Origin of the sequence: Enterobacter sp. CP102, assembly GCF_025152625.1 — a bacterium.
In the GTDB taxonomy this organism is placed as follows: domain Bacteria; phylum Pseudomonadota; class Gammaproteobacteria; order Enterobacterales; family Enterobacteriaceae; genus Enterobacter; species Enterobacter soli.
The window spans coordinates 4,036,098-4,054,390 of sequence record NZ_CP104014.1; the positions used below are offsets into that span (position 1 = coordinate 4,036,098).

17 protein-coding genes are annotated in these 18,293 nt (G+C 55.0%); 6 read left to right on the top strand and 11 right to left on the bottom strand.

Annotation, left to right across the window (positions count from 1 at the left end; translation table 11 throughout):
• Positions 1–30: 30 nt before the first annotated feature.
• Genes N1249_RS19020 through N1249_RS19040 form a run of 5 tightly spaced genes read right to left on the bottom strand, consistent with a single transcriptional unit; the run spans position 31 to position 4,718 of the window.
• Positions 31–918, bottom strand: a complete 888-nt coding sequence (locus N1249_RS19020) for a MurR/RpiR family transcriptional regulator (protein ID WP_259832036.1) — start codon at positions 916–918, stop codon at positions 31–33.
• Positions 915–1,865 carry an iron-siderophore ABC transporter substrate-binding protein gene (locus tag N1249_RS19025; RefSeq protein ID WP_259832037.1) on the bottom strand — a complete coding sequence of 317 codons (951 nt, stop codon included), beginning with the start codon at positions 1,863–1,865 and terminating at the stop codon, positions 915–917. The genes N1249_RS19020 and N1249_RS19025 overlap by 4 nt, the downstream gene beginning before the upstream one ends.
• Positions 1,866–1,876: 11 nt before the next feature.
• Entirely contained in the window at positions 1,877–2,929 is a 1,053-nt protein-coding gene (locus tag N1249_RS19030) for an iron ABC transporter permease (protein ID WP_259832038.1), read from the bottom strand.
• Positions 2,926–3,909: an iron ABC transporter permease gene (locus tag N1249_RS19035; protein ID WP_259832039.1), complete on the bottom strand. Its 984-nt coding sequence runs from the start codon at positions 3,907–3,909 to the stop codon at positions 2,926–2,928. The genes N1249_RS19030 and N1249_RS19035 overlap by 4 nt, the downstream gene beginning before the upstream one ends.
• The gene (locus N1249_RS19040) at positions 3,906–4,718 is read right to left on the bottom strand and encodes an ABC transporter ATP-binding protein (protein ID WP_259832040.1); all 813 of its coding nucleotides are present in this window, start codon (positions 4,716–4,718) and stop codon (positions 3,906–3,908) included. The genes N1249_RS19035 and N1249_RS19040 overlap by 4 nt, the downstream gene beginning before the upstream one ends.
• A 385-nt stretch (positions 4,719–5,103) precedes the next feature.
• Here N1249_RS19040 and N1249_RS19045 point away from each other — a divergent pair, with 385 nt between their 5' ends.
• Positions 5,104–7,245 (top strand): TonB-dependent siderophore receptor, encoded by a 2,142-nt coding sequence (locus tag N1249_RS19045; RefSeq protein WP_259832041.1) that lies wholly within the window; start codon positions 5,104–5,106, stop codon positions 7,243–7,245.
• Between the two features lie 101 nt (positions 7,246–7,346).
• Here the strand turns inward: N1249_RS19045 and parE are convergent, their stop codons facing one another.
• The 5 genes from parE to nudF are packed head-to-tail and all read right to left on the bottom strand — an operon-like array spanning position 7,347 to position 11,755.
• The gene (gene parE / locus N1249_RS19050; RefSeq protein ID WP_259832042.1) at positions 7,347–9,239 is read right to left on the bottom strand and encodes a DNA topoisomerase IV subunit B; all 1,893 of its coding nucleotides are present in this window, start codon (positions 9,237–9,239) and stop codon (positions 7,347–7,349) included.
• Positions 9,240–9,267: 28 nt separating this feature from the next.
• Positions 9,268–9,849 carry an esterase YqiA gene (gene yqiA / locus N1249_RS19055; protein ID WP_259832043.1) on the bottom strand — a complete coding sequence of 194 codons (582 nt, stop codon included), beginning with the start codon at positions 9,847–9,849 and terminating at the stop codon, positions 9,268–9,270.
• Positions 9,849–10,676: a 3',5'-cyclic-AMP phosphodiesterase gene (gene cpdA / locus N1249_RS19060; RefSeq protein WP_259832044.1), complete on the bottom strand. Its 828-nt coding sequence runs from the start codon at positions 10,674–10,676 to the stop codon at positions 9,849–9,851. The genes yqiA and cpdA overlap by 1 nt, the downstream gene beginning before the upstream one ends.
• A 27-nt stretch (positions 10,677–10,703) precedes the next feature.
• Positions 10,704–11,126: a DUF1249 family protein gene (locus N1249_RS19065; RefSeq protein WP_003862516.1), complete on the bottom strand. Its 423-nt coding sequence runs from the start codon at positions 11,124–11,126 to the stop codon at positions 10,704–10,706.
• Positions 11,123–11,755 carry an ADP-ribose diphosphatase gene (gene nudF, locus N1249_RS19070; protein ID WP_259832045.1) on the bottom strand — a complete coding sequence of 211 codons (633 nt, stop codon included), beginning with the start codon at positions 11,753–11,755 and terminating at the stop codon, positions 11,123–11,125. Before nudF ends, N1249_RS19065 begins: the two co-directional genes overlap by 4 nt.
• A 192-nt stretch (positions 11,756–11,947) precedes the next feature.
• Here nudF and tolC point away from each other — a divergent pair, with 192 nt between their 5' ends.
• The 3 genes from tolC to N1249_RS19085 all read left to right on the top strand — a co-directional run bounded on the left by tolC (position 11,948) and on the right by N1249_RS19085 (position 15,448).
• Positions 11,948–13,414 carry an outer membrane channel protein TolC gene (tolC, locus tag N1249_RS19075; protein ID WP_014071786.1) on the top strand — a complete coding sequence of 489 codons (1,467 nt, stop codon included), beginning with the start codon at positions 11,948–11,950 and terminating at the stop codon, positions 13,412–13,414.
• Positions 13,415–13,619: 205 nt separating this feature from the next.
• Positions 13,620–14,285, top strand: a complete 666-nt coding sequence (locus tag N1249_RS19080; RefSeq protein WP_182062484.1) for a DUF1190 family protein — start codon at positions 13,620–13,622, stop codon at positions 14,283–14,285.
• Between the two features lie 2 nt (positions 14,286–14,287).
• Entirely contained in the window at positions 14,288–15,448 is a 1,161-nt protein-coding gene (locus tag N1249_RS19085) for a glutathionylspermidine synthase family protein (RefSeq protein WP_259832050.1), read from the top strand.
• A gap of 82 nt (positions 15,449–15,530) precedes the next feature.
• Here the strand turns inward: N1249_RS19085 and ygiD are convergent, their stop codons facing one another.
• Positions 15,531–16,319 (bottom strand): 4,5-DOPA dioxygenase extradiol, encoded by a 789-nt coding sequence (ygiD, locus tag N1249_RS19090; RefSeq protein ID WP_259832056.1) that lies wholly within the window; start codon positions 16,317–16,319, stop codon positions 15,531–15,533.
• Positions 16,320–16,515: 196 nt separating this feature from the next.
• Between ygiD and zupT the strand changes: the two genes are divergently transcribed.
• Positions 16,516–17,289 (top strand): zinc transporter ZupT, encoded by a 774-nt coding sequence (gene zupT / locus N1249_RS19095; RefSeq protein WP_259832058.1) that lies wholly within the window; start codon positions 16,516–16,518, stop codon positions 17,287–17,289.
• A 383-nt stretch (positions 17,290–17,672) separates the two neighbouring features.
• Entirely contained in the window at positions 17,673–18,248 is a 576-nt protein-coding gene (locus tag N1249_RS19100; RefSeq protein WP_259832060.1) for a fimbrial-like protein, read from the top strand.
• The last annotated feature ends 45 nt before the right edge of the window (positions 18,249–18,293 follow it).

Sequence of the window (18,293 nt, forward strand, 5' to 3'; positions counted from 1 at the left end):
CCGGCCTACAAAACAACAAAACCGTACCTATCAGCTGCTCTTCTTCCCCGGCTTTAAGCCGCGATGAAAATCGTTGATGCGCTTCATCGACTTAATGGTGCGCTGCGGCTCGGTGGATGCCACGGACAAAATAATCATCTCCAGACACAACAGCACGGTGCCATGCAGCGGGATTTTGCCTTTCTCACCGCCGCGCGGCACGTGGATAACCACGCTTGCCTCTTTGCTGAAGCGCGACTCCAGCGCGTTAGTCAGCAGGATAGTGGGAATGCCCAGACGCCGGGCTTCACGCAGGGTCGTTTGCCCTTCCCTATGGGCAGACTTCTGCGCCATCATCACCAGCACGTCACCCCGCTGAAGCGCAATCAGCTGCTCGGCCAGGCCAATGCCGGTGCGGTTAAGCGGTGTGGCGGGCAGACCAATACGACTGAACAGCCGGGCGGTGTATTCGGCCAGAATACCGGATGCGCCAATGCCAAAAATAGCGACCTGCCGCGCCTGTGCCAGCAGCGATACCGCCTGCGCCATCGCGTAGCGGTTACCCGGCTCAGACAACACATCGCAGGTGTGCTGATGCCCTTCGAGCACAAAATCGATGCTCGCGTTCACATCGCTGGTGAGGGTATTCACCGTGGTGGACATCTTTTCGCTGGAGCTCACCACCGGGCCGAACCACTGCTCCAGCGTCTGTTTCAAATCGCGCAACCCGGCAAAGCCCAGCGCCTGAATGGCGCGGACCACGGTCGCATCGGAGGTTTTTAGCAGCGTGGCGATCTCCATTGCCGTCTGCTCCATTACCGCTTCACGGTTCTCATTGATATACCGCGCCACCAGCAGCAGGCGCGGCGTCAGCTGATGCCCGCGGGATCGAAAACGTTCGCCGTACACATCCACCCGCGCTTTGTCTTTTCTGATCACCGGGAGGCCTCCGGCAGCGGTCGCCCCGCTATCTGAGACTGCACCTGCGCGGCCATCAGCCCCAGTGAAGCGAATGAGTTTGAAATTGCCTCTTCACGGGAAATCAGGATGTAATGCCCGGTACGACAGGAATTCAGGAACTGGCACCAGCCAGGCATCACCACATCCATCGCCGCCAGCTCATCTTGCGGTTTTCCGCCCGTATCGCCACGCCAGGTAGCAAAGACAAAATCGGCGTCCAGCTCTGGCAGACGCTCGGCGCTGACGTCAATACGCCCGCCATCCGGGATGCTCTCGATAAGCGGCGGGAAGGTGAACCCGGCATCGCGCAGCACGCGTCCCAGGGAGTGATAGCTGTGCATGGCGGTGATTTTGCCCTGATTAGCCTGAATCACTGACACCGTGACCTTGCGGGTATCAATGGTCGCTTTCAGCGCCTTGATTTGCTCCTGATAGCGACGCTCAAGGATCTTCAGCTGCGCCTGCGTTCCCGTCAGTTGTGCCAGCTTGCGGTAAATCTCCGGCGCACCGCCGTCGAGGTGATCGATGCTCACCGTGGGGGCGATTTTTTCCAGCTGTTCGACCGGCGTGTTGCGGGTCGGTTCGGTGATGATGAGATCCGGTTTTGCGGCCGCAATGGCTTCGATATCGATATCCGCGGTGCCGATAAACCGGATGGAGGAGTTGTCAAAATCAACGCCCGTTAACATCCCACTGGAGCGAATAAAATGGCTGCCGTCCGGTCGCGTGCGACCATGGCTGGCAACGGGGGGCACGCCAAGTTCAATTAAGGGGATGGTGATATCCAGATCGTGCAGCGAAACAATCCGTTGAGGATGAACGGGCACGGTAACCTTGCGCCCCAGATCGTCCTTGAACACCTGAGTCGGCTCTGCCGCACTCACCGAAAACCCGACCAGCAACAACATCGAAAAAAGAAAACGCATCAGTATCCCCATTAAAATCTGTCCCGCCGCTGCCACAGCAGCAACAGGAAAAACGGCCCGCCTATCAAAGAAATCACTATGCCTGCGGGGAGTTGCAGCGGCAAAAATGCCAGACGGCCAACGTTATCTGCCATCAGCACCAGCAGTGCGCCCAGCACCGCGCTCCCCAGCAACAATGCAGTTTGCCCGCCGCGTAACAAGGCGCGAGCCATATGCGGGGCAATTAATCCGACAAACCCAATACTTCCCACGCAGGAGACACAGGCCGCGGTCAGCACCACCGGAGCGAGAAGGCGCAACAGCGCCAGCCGTGACGTACGCACGCCCAGCCCGGTGGCGGCCTGATTGCCGAGCAGGGCCACGTCGGCCGCACGGGCGGTTATAAGCAGTAAGGCACATGCAGGCACGGCCCACCCTGCCGCCACGCCCACCAGCGCCCAGTCTGCCGTGTGCAGGCTCCCCGCCAGCCACAGCATCGCGGTCTGCACATCTCGCACGTCAGCTGTGGTCATAAAGACGCCCATTGCCGCCGCAAAAGCCCAGGAGACGCCAATACCGGTCAGAATAAAACGTGGCCGCGAAATATCACGCGCCAGCACCACCACCAGTAATGCCGTCAGCAGCCCGCCTAGCATCCCCACTGCCGGGCGCCAGAACAGGCTCAGCGTCGGGAACTGAAAAATCAGCAGCAGCACCGTGGCACTACAGCCCTCTTTCACGCCAATCAGCCCCGGGTCGGCCAGGCCATTACGGGTTATAGACTGCATGGCCGCCCCCGCCATCCCCAGCATGGCGCCACACAGCACGGCCATCAGCAGGCGTGGCAGACGAATATCCATCACGATGTAACGTGCATCCGCGGGCAGGCTTTCAGGGTAAAACAGCGCACGACCGATAGCAGAAGTGGGAATAGGCAGTGAACCGTGCGTCAGGCCAAAACTGAGCAGCAGCACCGTCATCAGCAGGAACAGCGCCAGGCACGCCAGCGCGCGAGGACGCACGAGCGCTGAATATGCTCCGATGCGTAACGGCCGCAGCCCGGCTCGCAAAACCACCCGCCTCATTTGAACATCCTCGAGGCCATAACGATAAAGACCGGCGCGCCAACCAGCGCCGTCATAACGCCGGTGGCCAGCTCATAAGGGGTGAATAGCGTGCGGGCGGCGAGATCGGCAATCAGTAATAACAGCGCACCGCACAGGGCAGAAAGCGGCACCATCACGCGTATATCTACCGACACCAGACGGCGAATAAGCTGTGGCACCACCAGGCCGATAAACCCAATGGGCCCGGCAATGGAAACGGCAGCACCGCACAACAACGCAATCGCCAGCAGCGCAAACAGTCGGGTTTTCAGCAGCGAAACGCCTAAGCCCTGCGCCATACGGTCACCCAGTGCCAGCATATTCAACGATGGCGACAGCCACAGCGCCAGCGCAAAACCTGCGCCGGCCACCCAGGAGGCAGTGCGGACTATCTCGCCGTTTAACCCGGCCAAATCCCCCGCCAGCCAGGTACGCATAGCAAGCAGGGTCTGTTCATCCAGGATCAGCACGGCGGCAGTAATAGACGATGCGAATGCCGACAACGCCACGCCGCACAGGGTCACCTTCATAGGGGTTAACCCGCTGCGCCCGGCGGATGAAAACATCAGCACCAGCAGAAACAGCGCACCCGCACCGGCCGCAGCAATCAGCGGACGGCCAAATGGCAGGCTAAGCCCCAGAGCACTGGTTAACACCACCGCCAGCGCCGCCCCGGCATTCAGCCCCAGAATATGCGGTTCTCCCAGCGGGTTGCGGATAACGGATTGCAGCAACACGCCCGCCACACCAAGCGCCGCGCCGGTGGTCAGCGCGGCGAAAAGGCGCAGCAACCGCAGCTTAACGATGACGTTATGGTCAAAATTGCGCGGTTCGAAATGAAGAAACGCCTGCACCACCGTTTGCGGGGCGATAAAGCGCGCGCCGATCCCCAGATGGGCAATGCCACCCGCTACCAGCAGCAGCGCAAAAAGAATGAATGCCAGGGATGTGCGCATCATGGCTTTGCGGTTCCCTGACGAAAAGGCATAAAGAACGGCTTTCCGGTCAGTGGGTTCACCGACATATGTACGTCGACGTCAAAAACCGCTTTGATCAGTTCAGGCGTACAGGTATCGCCTTCATGAAGCACGCCCTGCACTTTTCCCTGGCGCAGAAAGACCAGCGAATCGCCATAGTTAACGGCGAAATTGAGATCATGGAGCACCACCACAACGGTACGCCCGTGATGACGGGTCAGCGTGTGAAGCAGTTCAAGGATCTCAACCTGATAGCGAAGGTCGAGATACGTCGTTGGCTCATCCAGCAGGATATACGGCGTTTGCTGCGCCAGCGCCATGGCTATCCAGCAGCGCTGACGCTGGCCGCCGGACAGGCTTTCGACTGGCAGGTGAGCAAATTCCGTGGTGCCGGTCAGACGCAGGGCTTCTTCAACCGCGAGCTCGTCTTCATCGCTCCACTGGCGCATAAAGTTTTGCCAGGGAAAGCGCCCGCGCGACACCAGCTCGAATACGGTCAGCCCTTCCGGCAGTATTGGCGATTGCGGAAGAATACCCAGGCTGCGCGCAACCGCTTTGGTGGGCTGTTCATGGATGGCTTTCCCGTCCAGAAACGCACTGCCGCCAAGCGGCTGAAGCAGGCGCGCAATGGTACTGAGCAGGGTGGATTTCCCGCAGCCGTTCGCCCCAACCAGGACGGTCATTTTCTGCTGAGGGATCGCCAGGGAAATATCATCAACGATGATTTTTTTCTGATAGCCAGCAGAGAGGTTTTCAAGCACCAGCCCCTGCTTTTTCGTGTTATGAGCCACGTGAACGCCAACTTAATAAAATGACAAACAAATAAAAATAAAACTCATTCTCTTTTGGAAGTTTGCCGCTGCGCCATGTAGTAGTCAAGTGAATAAACACCCTGATAAAGCCAGGGGTAATAACGGACTACTACGCTAACAGAAAACTTATTAAGTGTTTTATTTTCAAATTGTTAATAAATAAAAAACCGGATACACACTGGTCATTTTCTTTTGTAGTCGATTTTTTCTGTTTTCCATTTACTACTACATTCCTGCATGATTGAATGATTCTCAATTACATGTTCGAGGCCTGAACAGGCGAACGGACAGACCGTTAAGGGCAATGAATCACACATTCTTCCGCGAACATTCATGCGCGGGATATTTCGGGAAAACAGATGTAATGGCTAAGTTCACACCTTCTCTCTCTGGGGTAAAAGGGCGCGCGCTCTTTTCACTGTTATTCATCACACCACTGGTGCAGGCCGCTGATACCCCAGCGGCTAAAGATGGCGAAACGCTGACCGTGACCGCCGATCCAAATGCCACCGCCGATGCCACAAACGGCTATCAGCCGCTGAACACCTCCACCGCCACGCTGACCAACATGCCAATGCTGGACATCCCGCAGGTGGTGAATACCGTCAGCGATAAGGTGCTGGAAGATCAGCACGCCACCACGCTCGACGAAGCGCTGTATAACGTCAGTAACGTTGTGCAGACCAACACTCTGGGCGGCACCCAGGACGCGTTTGTACGCCGTGGCTTTGGCGCCAACCGCGACGGCTCGATCATGACCAACGGCCTGCGCACCGTACTGCCGCGCAGCTTTAACGCATCAACCGAGCGCGTGGAAGTGCTGAAAGGCCCGGCCTCAACCCTGTACGGCATCCTCGATCCTGGCGGCCTGATTAACGTGGTCACCAAACACCCGGAAACGACGTTCGGCGGCTCAATTTCCGCCACCTCTTCCAGCTTTGGCGGCGGGACCGGACAGTTTGATGTTACCGGCCCGATTGAAGGGACGCGTCTGGCCTGGCGCCTGACGGGTGAATATCAGGACGAGGATTACTGGCGTAACTTCGGAACGGAACGCAGCACCTTTATCGCCCCATCGCTGACCTGGTTTGGCGATGATGCCACCGTCACGGTGCTCTATTCCCATCGCGACTATAAGACACCGTTCGACCGTGGAACGATCTTCGATCTCAATACCAAACAGGCGGTAAAGGTTGATCGAAAAACGCGCTTCGACGAGCCGTTTAACATCACCGATGGCCAGTCCGATCTGGCACAGCTCAACGCCGAATACCGCCTGAACAGCCAGTGGACAGCAAAGTTCGACTACAGCTACAGCCAGGATAAATACAGCGACAACCAGGCGCGCGTGATGGCTTATGACTCCGCTACCGGCAACCTGACCCGCCGCGTGGATGCAACGCAAGGCTCGACGCAGCGAATGCACACCACCCGTGCCGATTTGCAGGGGAATGTGGATATCGCCGGCTTCTACAACGAGATCCTGACCGGCATCTCCTATGAGAATTACGATCTGCTGCGCACGGATATGATCCGCTGTAAAAACGTGAAAGATTTCAATATCTATAACCCGACCTACGGCAATCTCGGCAAATGTACGACCGTTTCGGCATCCGATAGCGACCAGACGATCAAGCAGGAGAGTTACTCCGCCTACGCGCAGGACGCGTTGTATCTGACCGATAAATGGATCGCCGTTGCCGGGTTGCGCTACCAGTACTACACCCAGTATGCGGGTAAAGGCCGTCCGTTTAACGTTAACACCGACAGCAGCGACGATCAGTGGACGCCGAAGCTGGGCCTGGTCTACAAGCTGACGCCGAACGTGTCGCTGTTTGCCAACTATTCCCAGACCTTTATGCCGCAATCCTCTATTGCGAGCTATATCGGCGACCTGCCGCCAGAAACGTCAAATGCCTACGAAGTGGGTGCAAAGTTTGACCTGTTCAACGGTATTACTGCCAATATCGCGCTGTTTGATATTCATAAGCGCAACGTGCTGTATACCGAAAGCGTGGGTGATGAAACCATCGCCAAAACCGCGGGCCGCGTGCGCTCGCAGGGTGTGGAAGTGGATCTCGCCGGATCGCTTACCGAGAACACCAACATCATCGCCAGCTACGGTTATACCGATGCCAAAGTGCTGGAAGATCCTGACTACGCAGGTAAACCGCTGCCGAACGTGCCACGTCACACCGGCTCGCTGTTCCTGACTTACGACATTCATAACGTGATTGGCGGGAATACCCTGACGATTGGCGGCGGTGGGCACGGCGTGAGCCGTCGTTCAGCCACCAACGGCGCGGATTACTATCTGCCGGGCTATGTCGTTGCGGATGCGTTTGCGGCGTATAAGATGAAGCTGCAATACCCGGTGACGTTGCAGGTAAACGTGAAGAACCTGTTTGATAAGACCTACTACACCTCATCTATCGCGACCAACAACCTGGGCAACCAGATTGGCGATCCGCGCGAAGTGCAGTTTACGGTGAAGATGGAGTTTTGATGTCTATGCCGGGCGGCGCTTCGCTTGCACCGGCCTACCGTAGGCCCGGTAAGCGTAGCGCCACCGGGCAAAAAAAAGCCCTGCATCGCAGGGCTTTTTCATCAGGCTTCAATATCCGCCATATCGCCTTTCTCCTGTAGCCAGTTGCGTCGGTCTTCCGAACGCTTCTTGGCAAGGAGCATATCCATCATGGCGTTTGTTTGCTGCTCGTCTTCATCGCTTATCGTCAGCTGCACCAGACGGCGCGTGTTCGGATCAAGCGTAGTTTCACGCAGCTGCATCGGGTTCATCTCGCCCAGCCCTTTAAAGCGCTGAACGTTTGGTTTGCCCTTCTTGCGCTTAAGCTGTTCCAGCACGCCCGCTTTCTCTTCTTCCGTCAGCGCGTAATACACTTCTTTGCCGAGGTCGATACGGTACAGCGGCGGGAGCGCCACGTGGACGTGACCGTTTTTCACCAGCGTTCTGAAATGCTTCACAAACAGCGCGCAGAGGAGCGTAGCAATGTGCAGACCATCGGAGTCCGCATCCGCGAGGATACAGATCTTACCGTAGCGCAGCTGGCTCAGATCGTCGCTGTCAGGATCGATGCCGATCGCGACAGAGATGTCGTGAACTTCCTGGGACGCCAGCACTTCATCAGAAGAGACTTCCCAGGTATTCAGGATCTTACCTTTGAGCGGCATGATCGCCTGATATTCACGATCGCGCGCCTGCTTGGCGGATCCACCTGCCGAGTCCCCTTCCACCAGGAACAGTTCGGTACGGTTGAGATCCTGTGCGGTGCAGTCTGCCAGTTTGCCCGGCAGCGCAGGGCCGCTGGTCAGCTTTTTACGCACCACTTTCTTCGCCGCACGCAGACGACGCTGCGCGCTGGAAATGGCCATTTCAGCCAGCATCTCTGCCGACTGAACGTTCTGGTTTAGCCACAGGGTAAAGGCATCTTTGACCACGCCAGAAACGAAGGCCGCGCACTGGCGCGATGACAGACGTTCTTTGGTCTGACCGGCAAACTGCGGATCTTGCATCTTCACGGAAAGTACGTATGCGCAGCGATCCCAGATATCTTCGGCCGACAGCTTCACGCCACGCGGCAGAATGTTGCGGTATTCGCAGAACTCACGCATCGCGTCCAGCAAGCCCTGACGCAGGCCGTTTACGTGCGTACCGCCAAGCATGGTTGGGATCAGGTTGACGTAGCTTTCCGTCAGCAGCTCGCCGCCTTCCGGCAGCCACAGCAGCGCCCAGTCCACCGCTTCGGTGTCACCGTTAAAATTACCGACAAACGGTTTTTCCGGCAGCGTAGGCAGGCCGTTTACCGCTTCGCACAGATAGTCGTTCAGACCATCGGCGTAGCACCAGGTTTGCTCGGTATTGTTAACGTGGTCTTTAAAGGTGATTTCCACGCCCGGACACAGTACCGCTTTGGCTTTCAGCAGGTGCGTCAGGCGAGAAACGGAAAAACGTGGGCTGTCGAAGAAGCTTTCGTCTGGCCAGAAGTGGACGCTGGTGCCGGTATTGCGTTTACCGCATGTGCCAACAACCTGGAGTTCCTGCACCTTCTCGCCATTTTCGAACGCGATGTTGTACACCTGACCGTCACGGCGAACGTTCACTTCCACGCGCTTAGACAGGGCGTTAACCACGGAGATCCCCACGCCGTGCAAGCCGCCCGAGAACTGGTAGTTCTTGTTAGAGAACTTACCGCCCGCGTGCAGACGACAGAGGATCAGTTCAACAGCAGGGACACCCTCTTCCGGGTGGATATCGACCGGCATCCCGCGACCGTCATCAATCACTTCCAGCGACTGATCGGCGTGCAGGATCACGTCTACGCGTTTGGCATGGCCTGCCAGCGCTTCGTCCACACTGTTATCAATAACTTCCTGGCCCAGGTGGTTTGGGCGCGTCGTATCGGTGTACATCCCCGGGCGGCGGCGAACCGGCTCAAGCCCGGTGAGTACCTCAATGGCATCAGCGTTATAGGTTTGCGTCATGATTTAAACTAGCAATTCGCATTGATTGTCAGTGGCTGTGCAGTCCAAGAAAATCGACAATCTGGGTGAAATGATCTTCAAAGCCCGTGAAAGCATGGTTTCCGCCCTCTTCTATAGTCTGGCGGCAGGATGCGTAATACGCCACTGCCTGGCGGTAATCCAGCACTTCATCACCCGTCTGTTGCAGCAGCCAGATAAGATCGGGCGCTTCAAGCGGGTCTACCTGCATAACTTTGAGATCGTAAATATGGCGTGACTCTAGCACATATTGCTGTCCGGTGTAGGGGTTCTCGTTTTGACCAAGAAAGTCCCGTAACAGCTCAAATGGCCGCACCGCCGGGTTGACCACTACCGCTGGCAGCATGAAGCATTGCGATAGCCAGGTGGCGTAATAACCGCCCAGGGAGGAGCCGACAACACCCAGGGATTCTCCGCCGTGCTCCAGCACAATAGATTCCAGCATTTCTGCGGCGTCAGCCGGGTATGGCGGCAGCTGCGGGATAATCATCTCAACATGCGGATGATGCTCGCTCAGCCACGCGCGAAACTGTGTCGCTTTTGCGGAACGCGGCGAACTGTTAAACCCATGCAGGTAAAGGAGCGTAGACATCAATAGCCTTCTGAAGCGGTATCTGGACGGAATTTTAACCCTGACAGACGGCACACTTCAGTGGTCAGCACGCCATCAGCGTGGAGTTCCAGCCAGCGCCAGCCCGGGGCTATGGTATCCAGGGTAAAGTTGGCGCAATGCGGTTTAAACTGCACGCAGGTAGACGGGGTTGCCAGCATCCGGCGGCCGTTCCAGTCGAGATCCTGTTCCTGATGAATGTGTCCGCAAAGCAGATTTCTCACCCGTGGGAATTTGACCAGAACGCGGTCCAGCGCCGCAGAGTTGCGTAAGCTGTGCTGATCAAGCCAGCTACAGCCCGCCGGTAACGGATGATGATGGAGCAACAGTAACGTATGGCGTTCTGGCTCGGCGGCGAGTTTTGTCTCCAGCCAGTCGAGCTGAAACTCGCTTAGCTCGCCGTGCGGCACGCCAAATACCTGGCTGTCGAGCAGCAGGATTTGCCACTGATCACCCACGATAACGGTTTTGGCCGGAGAGATACCTGCCTCCTGAAGCGCGCTGTACATAGCGGGCTGGAAGTCATGGTTGCCCGGCAACCAGACGCAAGGCACGTTAAAGCTCGCGATACCCTCAGCAAAATGCTGATAGGCCGCGGAGGATTGATCCTGCGCCAGATCGCCTGTCGCGACAATTAAATCGCAAGGACGGTTTTCCGCGTGAATCGCGCCAAGTACTGCCTGATAACTCTCCCAGGTGTTCACTCCCAGCAGAGTCTCATGCTTTTCGGCAAACAGGTGAGTATCGGTAATTTGTAATATCCTGACTGGCGCCCCACCAGCAACAGTCAGGTTCAACAGGCTTTCCAAATGGTGTCCTTAGGTAGGTTTATGACGCTAACAAACCGGAATCGCCATTGCTCCATGTGCTAAACAATATCTTAGCCAGTCAGCTAAAAACTGGTTAATTTGATGCTTTTCGTCGCGTTGATGCAACTTTTTATTCGGATAATCATACCGCGCCTTGAAGCGAAAGATCTGCTGGCTTGAACACACTTCAGCGACCATCGCGTCGTGATACAGGCGCACTGTCATTGACGGCAGGCTCCAGTAGCTGATGCTGGGGGCCGTTTGCTCGATTTCCACAAGCGTAGTGTAGCGCGTTGATTCTGTAATCGTTAACCGATACTGCGCGTTGCTCACCTGATAGCTCACCGTTTCGCCGGGTGCGTCGTTTCGCGGCAACAGGCGGCGCAATTGTGCAAAATTGGTTTCGCACAAGCGCATCATTTCTGGGAAGTCAGGTGTATAACGCTTCATTTTTTCCACTCGTTTCGTAATGTCTGATAATGCAGTTGCAGCCATTGCAGGGCGATGACAGACGCTGCGTTGTCGATTGAACCCTCTTCTACCCACTGGTAAGCCTGCTCCCGACTCACCACATGAACCCGAATATCTTCGTTTTCATCTGCCAGACCGTGAATACCTTCAGCCGTCGTGGCGTCCACTTCGCCGACCATAATAGACAAGCGCTCGCTGGTGCCGCCAGGGCTTGCCAGGTAGCTGAGCACCGGTTTAGTGCGACCAACCACCAGCCCTGCTTCTTCCTGCGCTTCGCGGCGGGCGACATCTTCAACCGTCTCGCCCTCTTCTATCATCCCGGCGACCATCTCCAGCAACCACGGGCTTGGGCTAACGTCATATGCCGCAATTCGGATCTGCTCAATCAGTACAACTTCATCACGCACTGGGTCAAAGGGTAGCAAGACTGCCGCGTGACCGCGCTCAAAAATTTCACGCCTGATCTCGCCGCTCATCTGCCCGTTAAACAGGCGATGCCGGAAACGGTAAAGATCCATTGAAAAAAAACCGCTATATAGCGTTTCTCGTGCAATAATTTCTACATCGTTTTTGGCGAAAGTCACTGGCAACTTATCTGGTTTTTGCATGAGTCATACCCTTGTAGCAATAGTGTTGAAATCATTAATTTCAAGGCTGTTTATAAGGCTATATGATAGATTGATGCAAATTACAGCCGGATGGCACGTAACGCCAACCTTTTGGTGTGGAAGATTCTGTTAGAATCGACAATTATTTTTAATTAGATCAGCGCTAATACTGCTTCACAACAAGGAATGCAAATGAAGAAATTGCTCCCCATCCTTATCGGCCTGAGCCTGACGGGCTTCAGCGCAATGAGCCAGGCAGAAAACCTGTTACAGGTGTATCAGCAGGCACGTCTGGGTAACCCTGACCTGCGTAAGTCAGCGGCCGACCGTGATGCTGCGTTTGAAAAAATTAACGAAGCGCGTAGCCCGCTGCTGCCACAACTGGGCTTGGGTGCAGATTACACCTACAGCAACGGTTTCCGCGATTCTAACGGCGTTAACTCCAATGCGACCAGCGCATCACTGCAGTTAACGCAAACCCTGTTTGATATGTCCAAATGGCGTGCGCTGACCTTGCAGGAAAAAAGCGCGGGCATCCAGGACGTAACCTATCAGACCGATCAGCAGACGCTGATCCTGAATACCGCAACCGCGTACTTCAACGTGCTGAGCGCGATCGATTCGCTCTCCTACACCGAAGCGCAGAAACAGGCGATTTATCGTCAGTTAGACCAAACCACCCAGCGTTTCAATGTGGGCCTGGTTGCGATTACTGACGTGCAGAACGCCCGTTCACAATACGACAGCGTACTGGCAAACGAAGTGACCGCGCGTAACAACCTGGATAACGCACTGGAATCGCTGCGTCAGGTCACCGGTAACTACTACCCTGAACTGGCCTCGCTGAACGTGGACCATTTCAAAACGGACAAACCACAGACGGTAAATGCGCTGCTGAAAGAAGCAGAAAACCGCAACCTGACCTTGCTTCAGGCGCGTCTGAGCCAGGATCTGGCGCGTGAACAGATTCGTCAGGCACAGGATGGTCATCTGCCAACCCTGAGTCTGAGCGCGTCGACTGGCGTGTCTGACACTACCTACAGCGGTTCTAAAACTAACTCCACTCAGTATGACGACAGCAATATCGGCCAGAACAAAGTCGGCCTGAGCTTCTCTCTGCCGCTGTATCAGGGCGGGATGGTGAACTCGCAGGTGAAACAAGCGCAGTACAACTTTGTGGGTGCCAGCGAGCAGCTGGAAAGCGCACACCGCAACGTTGTTCAGACCGTGCGTTCCTCCTTCAACAACGTCAACGCCTCTATCAGCAGCATCAACGCCTATAAACAAGCCGTTGTTTCTGCACAAAGCTCCCTGGATGCGATGGAAGCAGGCTACTCGGTGGGGACTCGTACCATCGTTGACGTGTTAGACGCGACCACCACGCTGTATAACGCAAAGCAACAGCTCTCCAGCGCACGTTACACTTACCTGATTAACCAGCTGAACATCAAATCAGCACTGGGTACGTTGAATGAGCAGGATCTGCAAGGGTTGAACGCTGCACTCGGCAAACCGGTTTCTACATCACCAGATAGCGTTGCGCCAGAAAATCCACAGCAGGTTGCCGCGGTGGATAACTTCAACGCTGAAGGCAGCGCGCCTGCTGCACAGCCAGCGGCAGCACGTACCAACACCGGCAGCAATCCGTTCCGTAACTAAGCATTACCCGATGGCGCTTCGCTTATCGGGCCTACATAATCGTAGGCCGGGTAAGCGCAGCGCCACCCGGCGCAAAATCACATCCGAACGTAAGTCAACGTAAAGATCTCCCTGTTTCCGCCCCTCTTAGCTTCATTTTCGACCACTCATCCTCTATCCTGAGCCTTATTTACTTCGTTCTACCACTGGGTCCTGGAAGACAAAAATGAAACGGACAAAATCGATTAATCACGCATCGTTCCGCAAAAGCTGGAACGCGCGCCATCTCACTCCTGTCGCGCTGGCGATCACCGCCGTCTTTATGCTGGCGGGCTGTGAGAAAACCGACGAAACGGTATCGCTGTATCAGAACGCGGACGACTGTTCAGCCGCCACCGGCAAAGCCGCAGAATGTACCACTGCGTACAACACGGCACTGAAAGAAGCAGAGCGTACTGCACCGAAATATGCCTCACGCGCTGACTGCGTCGCTGAATTTGGCGAAGGCCAGTGCCAGCAGGCGCCAGCTCAGGCGGGCACGGCTCCTGAAAACCAGGCGCAGGCGCAATCCAGCGGCAGTTTCTGGATGCCGCTGATGGCCGGTTACATGATGGGTCGTCTGATGGGCGGCGGTGCTGGCTACCAGCAGCAGCCGCTGTTTAGCTCGAAAAACCCGGCAAGCCCGGCCTACGGTCAGTACACCGATGCCAGCGGTAAAGGTTACGGTGCTGCACAGCCTGGCCGTACAATGACCGTGCCGAAAACCGCGATGGCGCCAAAACCTGCGACCACCAGCACCATTACCCGCGGCGGTTTTGGTGAGTCTGTTGCAAAACAAACCTCCATGCAGCGTAGCGCAACGGGTTCTTCCACCCGCTCAATGGGCGGCTGATCATGGAACGAGTCAGTATCAACGAGCGCCCGGACTGGCGCGAAAAAGCGACCGAATACGGCTTTAATTTTCACACCATGTACGGCGAGCCGTACTGGTGTGAAGACGCCTATTACAAGCTCACCCTCGCCCAGGTAGAGAAACTGGAAGAGGTAACCGCTGAGCTGCACCAGATGTGCCTGAAAGTGGTTGATAAAGTCATCGACAGCGACGAGCTGATGGCTAAATTCCGCATTCCAAAACACACCTGGAGCTTCGTTCGCCAGTCATGGAAAACCAGCCAGCCATCGCTTTACTCGCGCCTCGACCTGGCATGGGACGGCGTGGGTGAGCCTAAGCTTTTAGAAAACAACGCCGACACGCCAACCTCTCTGTATGAAGCGGCGTTCTTCCAGTGGATTTGGCTTGAAGACCAGGTGAACGCCGGAAACCTGCCGGAAGGCAGTGACCAGTTCAACAGCCTTCAGGAAAAGCTGATTGAGCGCTTTGGCGAACTGCGTGAACAGCATGGCTTTAACCTGCTGCATCTCGCCTGCTGTCGCGATACAGAAGAAGATCGTGGCACAGTGCAGTACTTACAGGACTGCGCAGCCGAAGCCGAAGTGGCGACCGAGTTCCTTTATATTGAAGATATCGGTCTGGGTGAAAAGGGTCAGTTCACGGATATGCAGGATCAGGTGATCAGTAACCTGTTCAAGCTCTATCCGTGGGAATACATGCTGCGCGAGATGTTCTCGACCAAACTGGAAGATGCTGGCGTGCGCTGGCTGGAGCCTGCCTGGAAGAGCATTATCTCTAACAAAGCGCTGCTGCCGATGCTGTGGGAGATGTTCCCGAACCACCCTAATCTGCTCCCTGCATACTTCGCTGAAGATGATTTCCCGCCGATGGATAAATACGTCGTGAAGCCTATCTTCTCTCGCGAAGGAGCCAACGTGTCCATTATCGAAAACGGCAAAACGCTGGAAGCGGTTGAAGGGCCTTACGGCGAAGAAGGGATGATCGTCCAGCAGTTTTATCAACTGCCGAAGTTTGGCGACAGCTATACGCTGATTGGCAGCTGGCTCATCAACGATCAGCCTGCCGGGATCGGCATCCGCGAAGATCGCGCGCTGATCACTCAGGATCTGTCACGGTTCTATCCGCATATCTTCGTCGAATAAGGCTTGCCCGGTGGCGCTACGCTTACCGGGCCTACGCGCGACATGTAGGCCGGGTAAGGCTAAACCGCCACCCGGCATGTTTTTAACCGATCTGCACCGACAACATACTCAAACTCCCCATCTCAATACCATCAACCGGGATCGTAATCGGCTCCTGGCCGTCCCACGCGCCTAAGACATACAGCAGCGGCAGGAAGTGATCCGGCGTTGGGTTAGAGAGTGAACCGCCCTCGTGTTCCAGATAGTTCACCAGAGGGTGCTGCTCAACCGGACCTTGCCAGGTCAGATTCGCTTTTACAAAATCGTTGAATGATGTTGCCCACGGGTACGGCGTATTCTCTCCGTGCCAGCGTGCCGTACGCAGGTTGTGCACCACGTTACCGCTCGCCACCAGCATAATGCCTTCATCACGCAGTGATGCAAGCTTACGACCTATCTCCAGATGCCAGGCCGCAGGTTTAGTGCTGTCGATACTCAGCTGTACCATCGGGATATCGGCATCCGGATACATTTTGATGAGCACACCCCATGAGCCGTGGTCAAAGCCCCAGGCTTCTTTATCCAGCGCGACCGGAACAGGTGCCAGCAGATCCACCAGCTGCTGTGCCAGCGCAGGCGAGCCAGGTGCCGGATAATGCGTGTCATATAATGCCTGCGGGAATCCACCAAAATCATGGATAGTTTTTGGCGCTTCCATCGCAGTCACGCCTGTGCCACGGGTAAACCAGTGCGCGGAAACCACCACAATTGCTTTCGGGCGTGGCAACGTCTCTCCCAGATGACGCCAGGCGCGGGTATAGACGTTATCTTCCAGAACGTTCATTGGGCTGCCGTGGCCTAAAAACAGTGCTGGCATACGAGAAGAAGTCATGGTGATATCCTTACAGAAGGTGTCAATTTGATGATTCTACATTACGCGTAATCTGGTAAAGATGAACGCAGATAAGCGTGAAGATCATCATCAGGAAATTTGAATGTAAGGAATGTGTAAAGCAGAGTCTCTGCTCTCGCTTTGCCACAAATGAATCATTAATATTAATGAGAATCATTATCATAAGGAGCAGTGCATGTCAGTCCCGTTGATCCTGACAATACTTGCAGGTGCCGCGACGTTTATCGGTGCAATTCTTGGCGTGCTGGGTCAGAAGCCCTCTAACCGCGTGCTGGCGTTCTCACTGGGTTTTGCCGCCGGCATTATGCTGCTTATCTCTCTGATGGAGATGCTTCCTGCTGCGCTTGGCACAGAAGGCATGTCTCCGGTGCTGGGCTACGGCATGTTTGTGTTTGGCCTGCTGGGTTACTTTGCGCTCGACCGTATGTTACCCCACGCGCATCCTCAGGATCTTATGCAGAAAAACGTGGCACCGATGCCGCGCAACATTAAGCGCACCGCAGTTTTACTGACGCTGGGCATCAGCCTGCATAACTTCCCCGAGGGCGTTGCCACCTACGTGACCGCCAGCAATAACCTGGAGTTGGGTTTTGGCATTGCGCTTGCCGTGGCGTTGCACAATATTCCTGAAGGACTGGCCGTTGCCGGGCCGGTTTATGCTGCTACGGGCTCAAAACGCACCGCTGTCTTCTGGGCGGGCATTTCCGGGATGGCCGAAATCCTCGGAGGTGTGCTGGCATGGCTAATTCTCGGGAGTCTGGTTTCACCTGTCGTGATGGCGGCCATTATGGCGGCTGTAGCCGGGATTATGGTTGCGCTTTCGGTAGATGAGCTTATGCCGCTGGCGAAAGAGATCGATCCTGACAATAACCCCAGCTACGGTGTGCTGTGCGGGATGTCTGTGATGGGTCTTAGCCTGGTCGTGTTACAAACGGCTGGAATTGGCTGACTTTACGTCCGGGCGCTTAATCTAAAAGCGCCCGTTATATTATCTATATCATAGATATATCACTTAAATGCATGAAACAACCCACTCATTTACTTCATAAATCAATTTTCAATATAAAAAAGCGATGTTTGCACATCATAATTAAATTCTTATTTGATATATACCAATTAAAAGACCCAAAAAACACACCCTCTTATAATTACAGTGAATGAATTTAATTTTCATAACACACACTTTAATTAAAACTAAAATGCATTACTCCATTTCCCCTGTTAGATTTCCTCCCGTAATGAGCTGTAAATAATCTTGTCTGAGCGAGTATTACATCCGTGAGTTATTGAACAGCGCATTCTATTTTCAATTGTTTATAAAGGATTATATTAATGCGTAATAAAAAAGTGTTAGCACTCATCACCACCGCACTTATGTCCGGCTCTGCATTTAACGCCTTCGCTGACGATAGCCAGGGTTCAGGTAAAATCACATTTACTGGCGAAGTTATTAGTGCGCCATGTTCAATTGCTCCGGATGACGTAGACCAGACTATTGAGTTAGGTGATGTTGCTGACAGCGTACTGAACAGCGGTAAAAACTCCCTTCCCGTTGATGTGAATATTCACTTGCAGGACTGCATCCTGACCACAACCAGTGGGCAAACAACCACAACGGTTGATAAAGTGAAAGTCACCTTTACCTCTTCTGCAACCGATACCACCGATACCAGCCTGCTGAAAAACACCCTTGATGGCAACATCGGCGGCGCTACCGGCGTAGGTGTCCGTTTGCTGGATAGCGGAAACAATAAAGTCACCTTAGGTACACCGAAAGAAGTCAGTTTCCCAACGACTAACGCCTATCAGGAGCTGAACTTCAAAGCACGTATGGAGCCCGTATCCGGAAGCACTGCTACCCCGGGTAATGTTCAGGCACAGGCAAACTATGTGCTGGATTACAAGTAATAGCTTCTAATCATTTTTTTATTCCTGCCGGTGGTCGTCCACCGG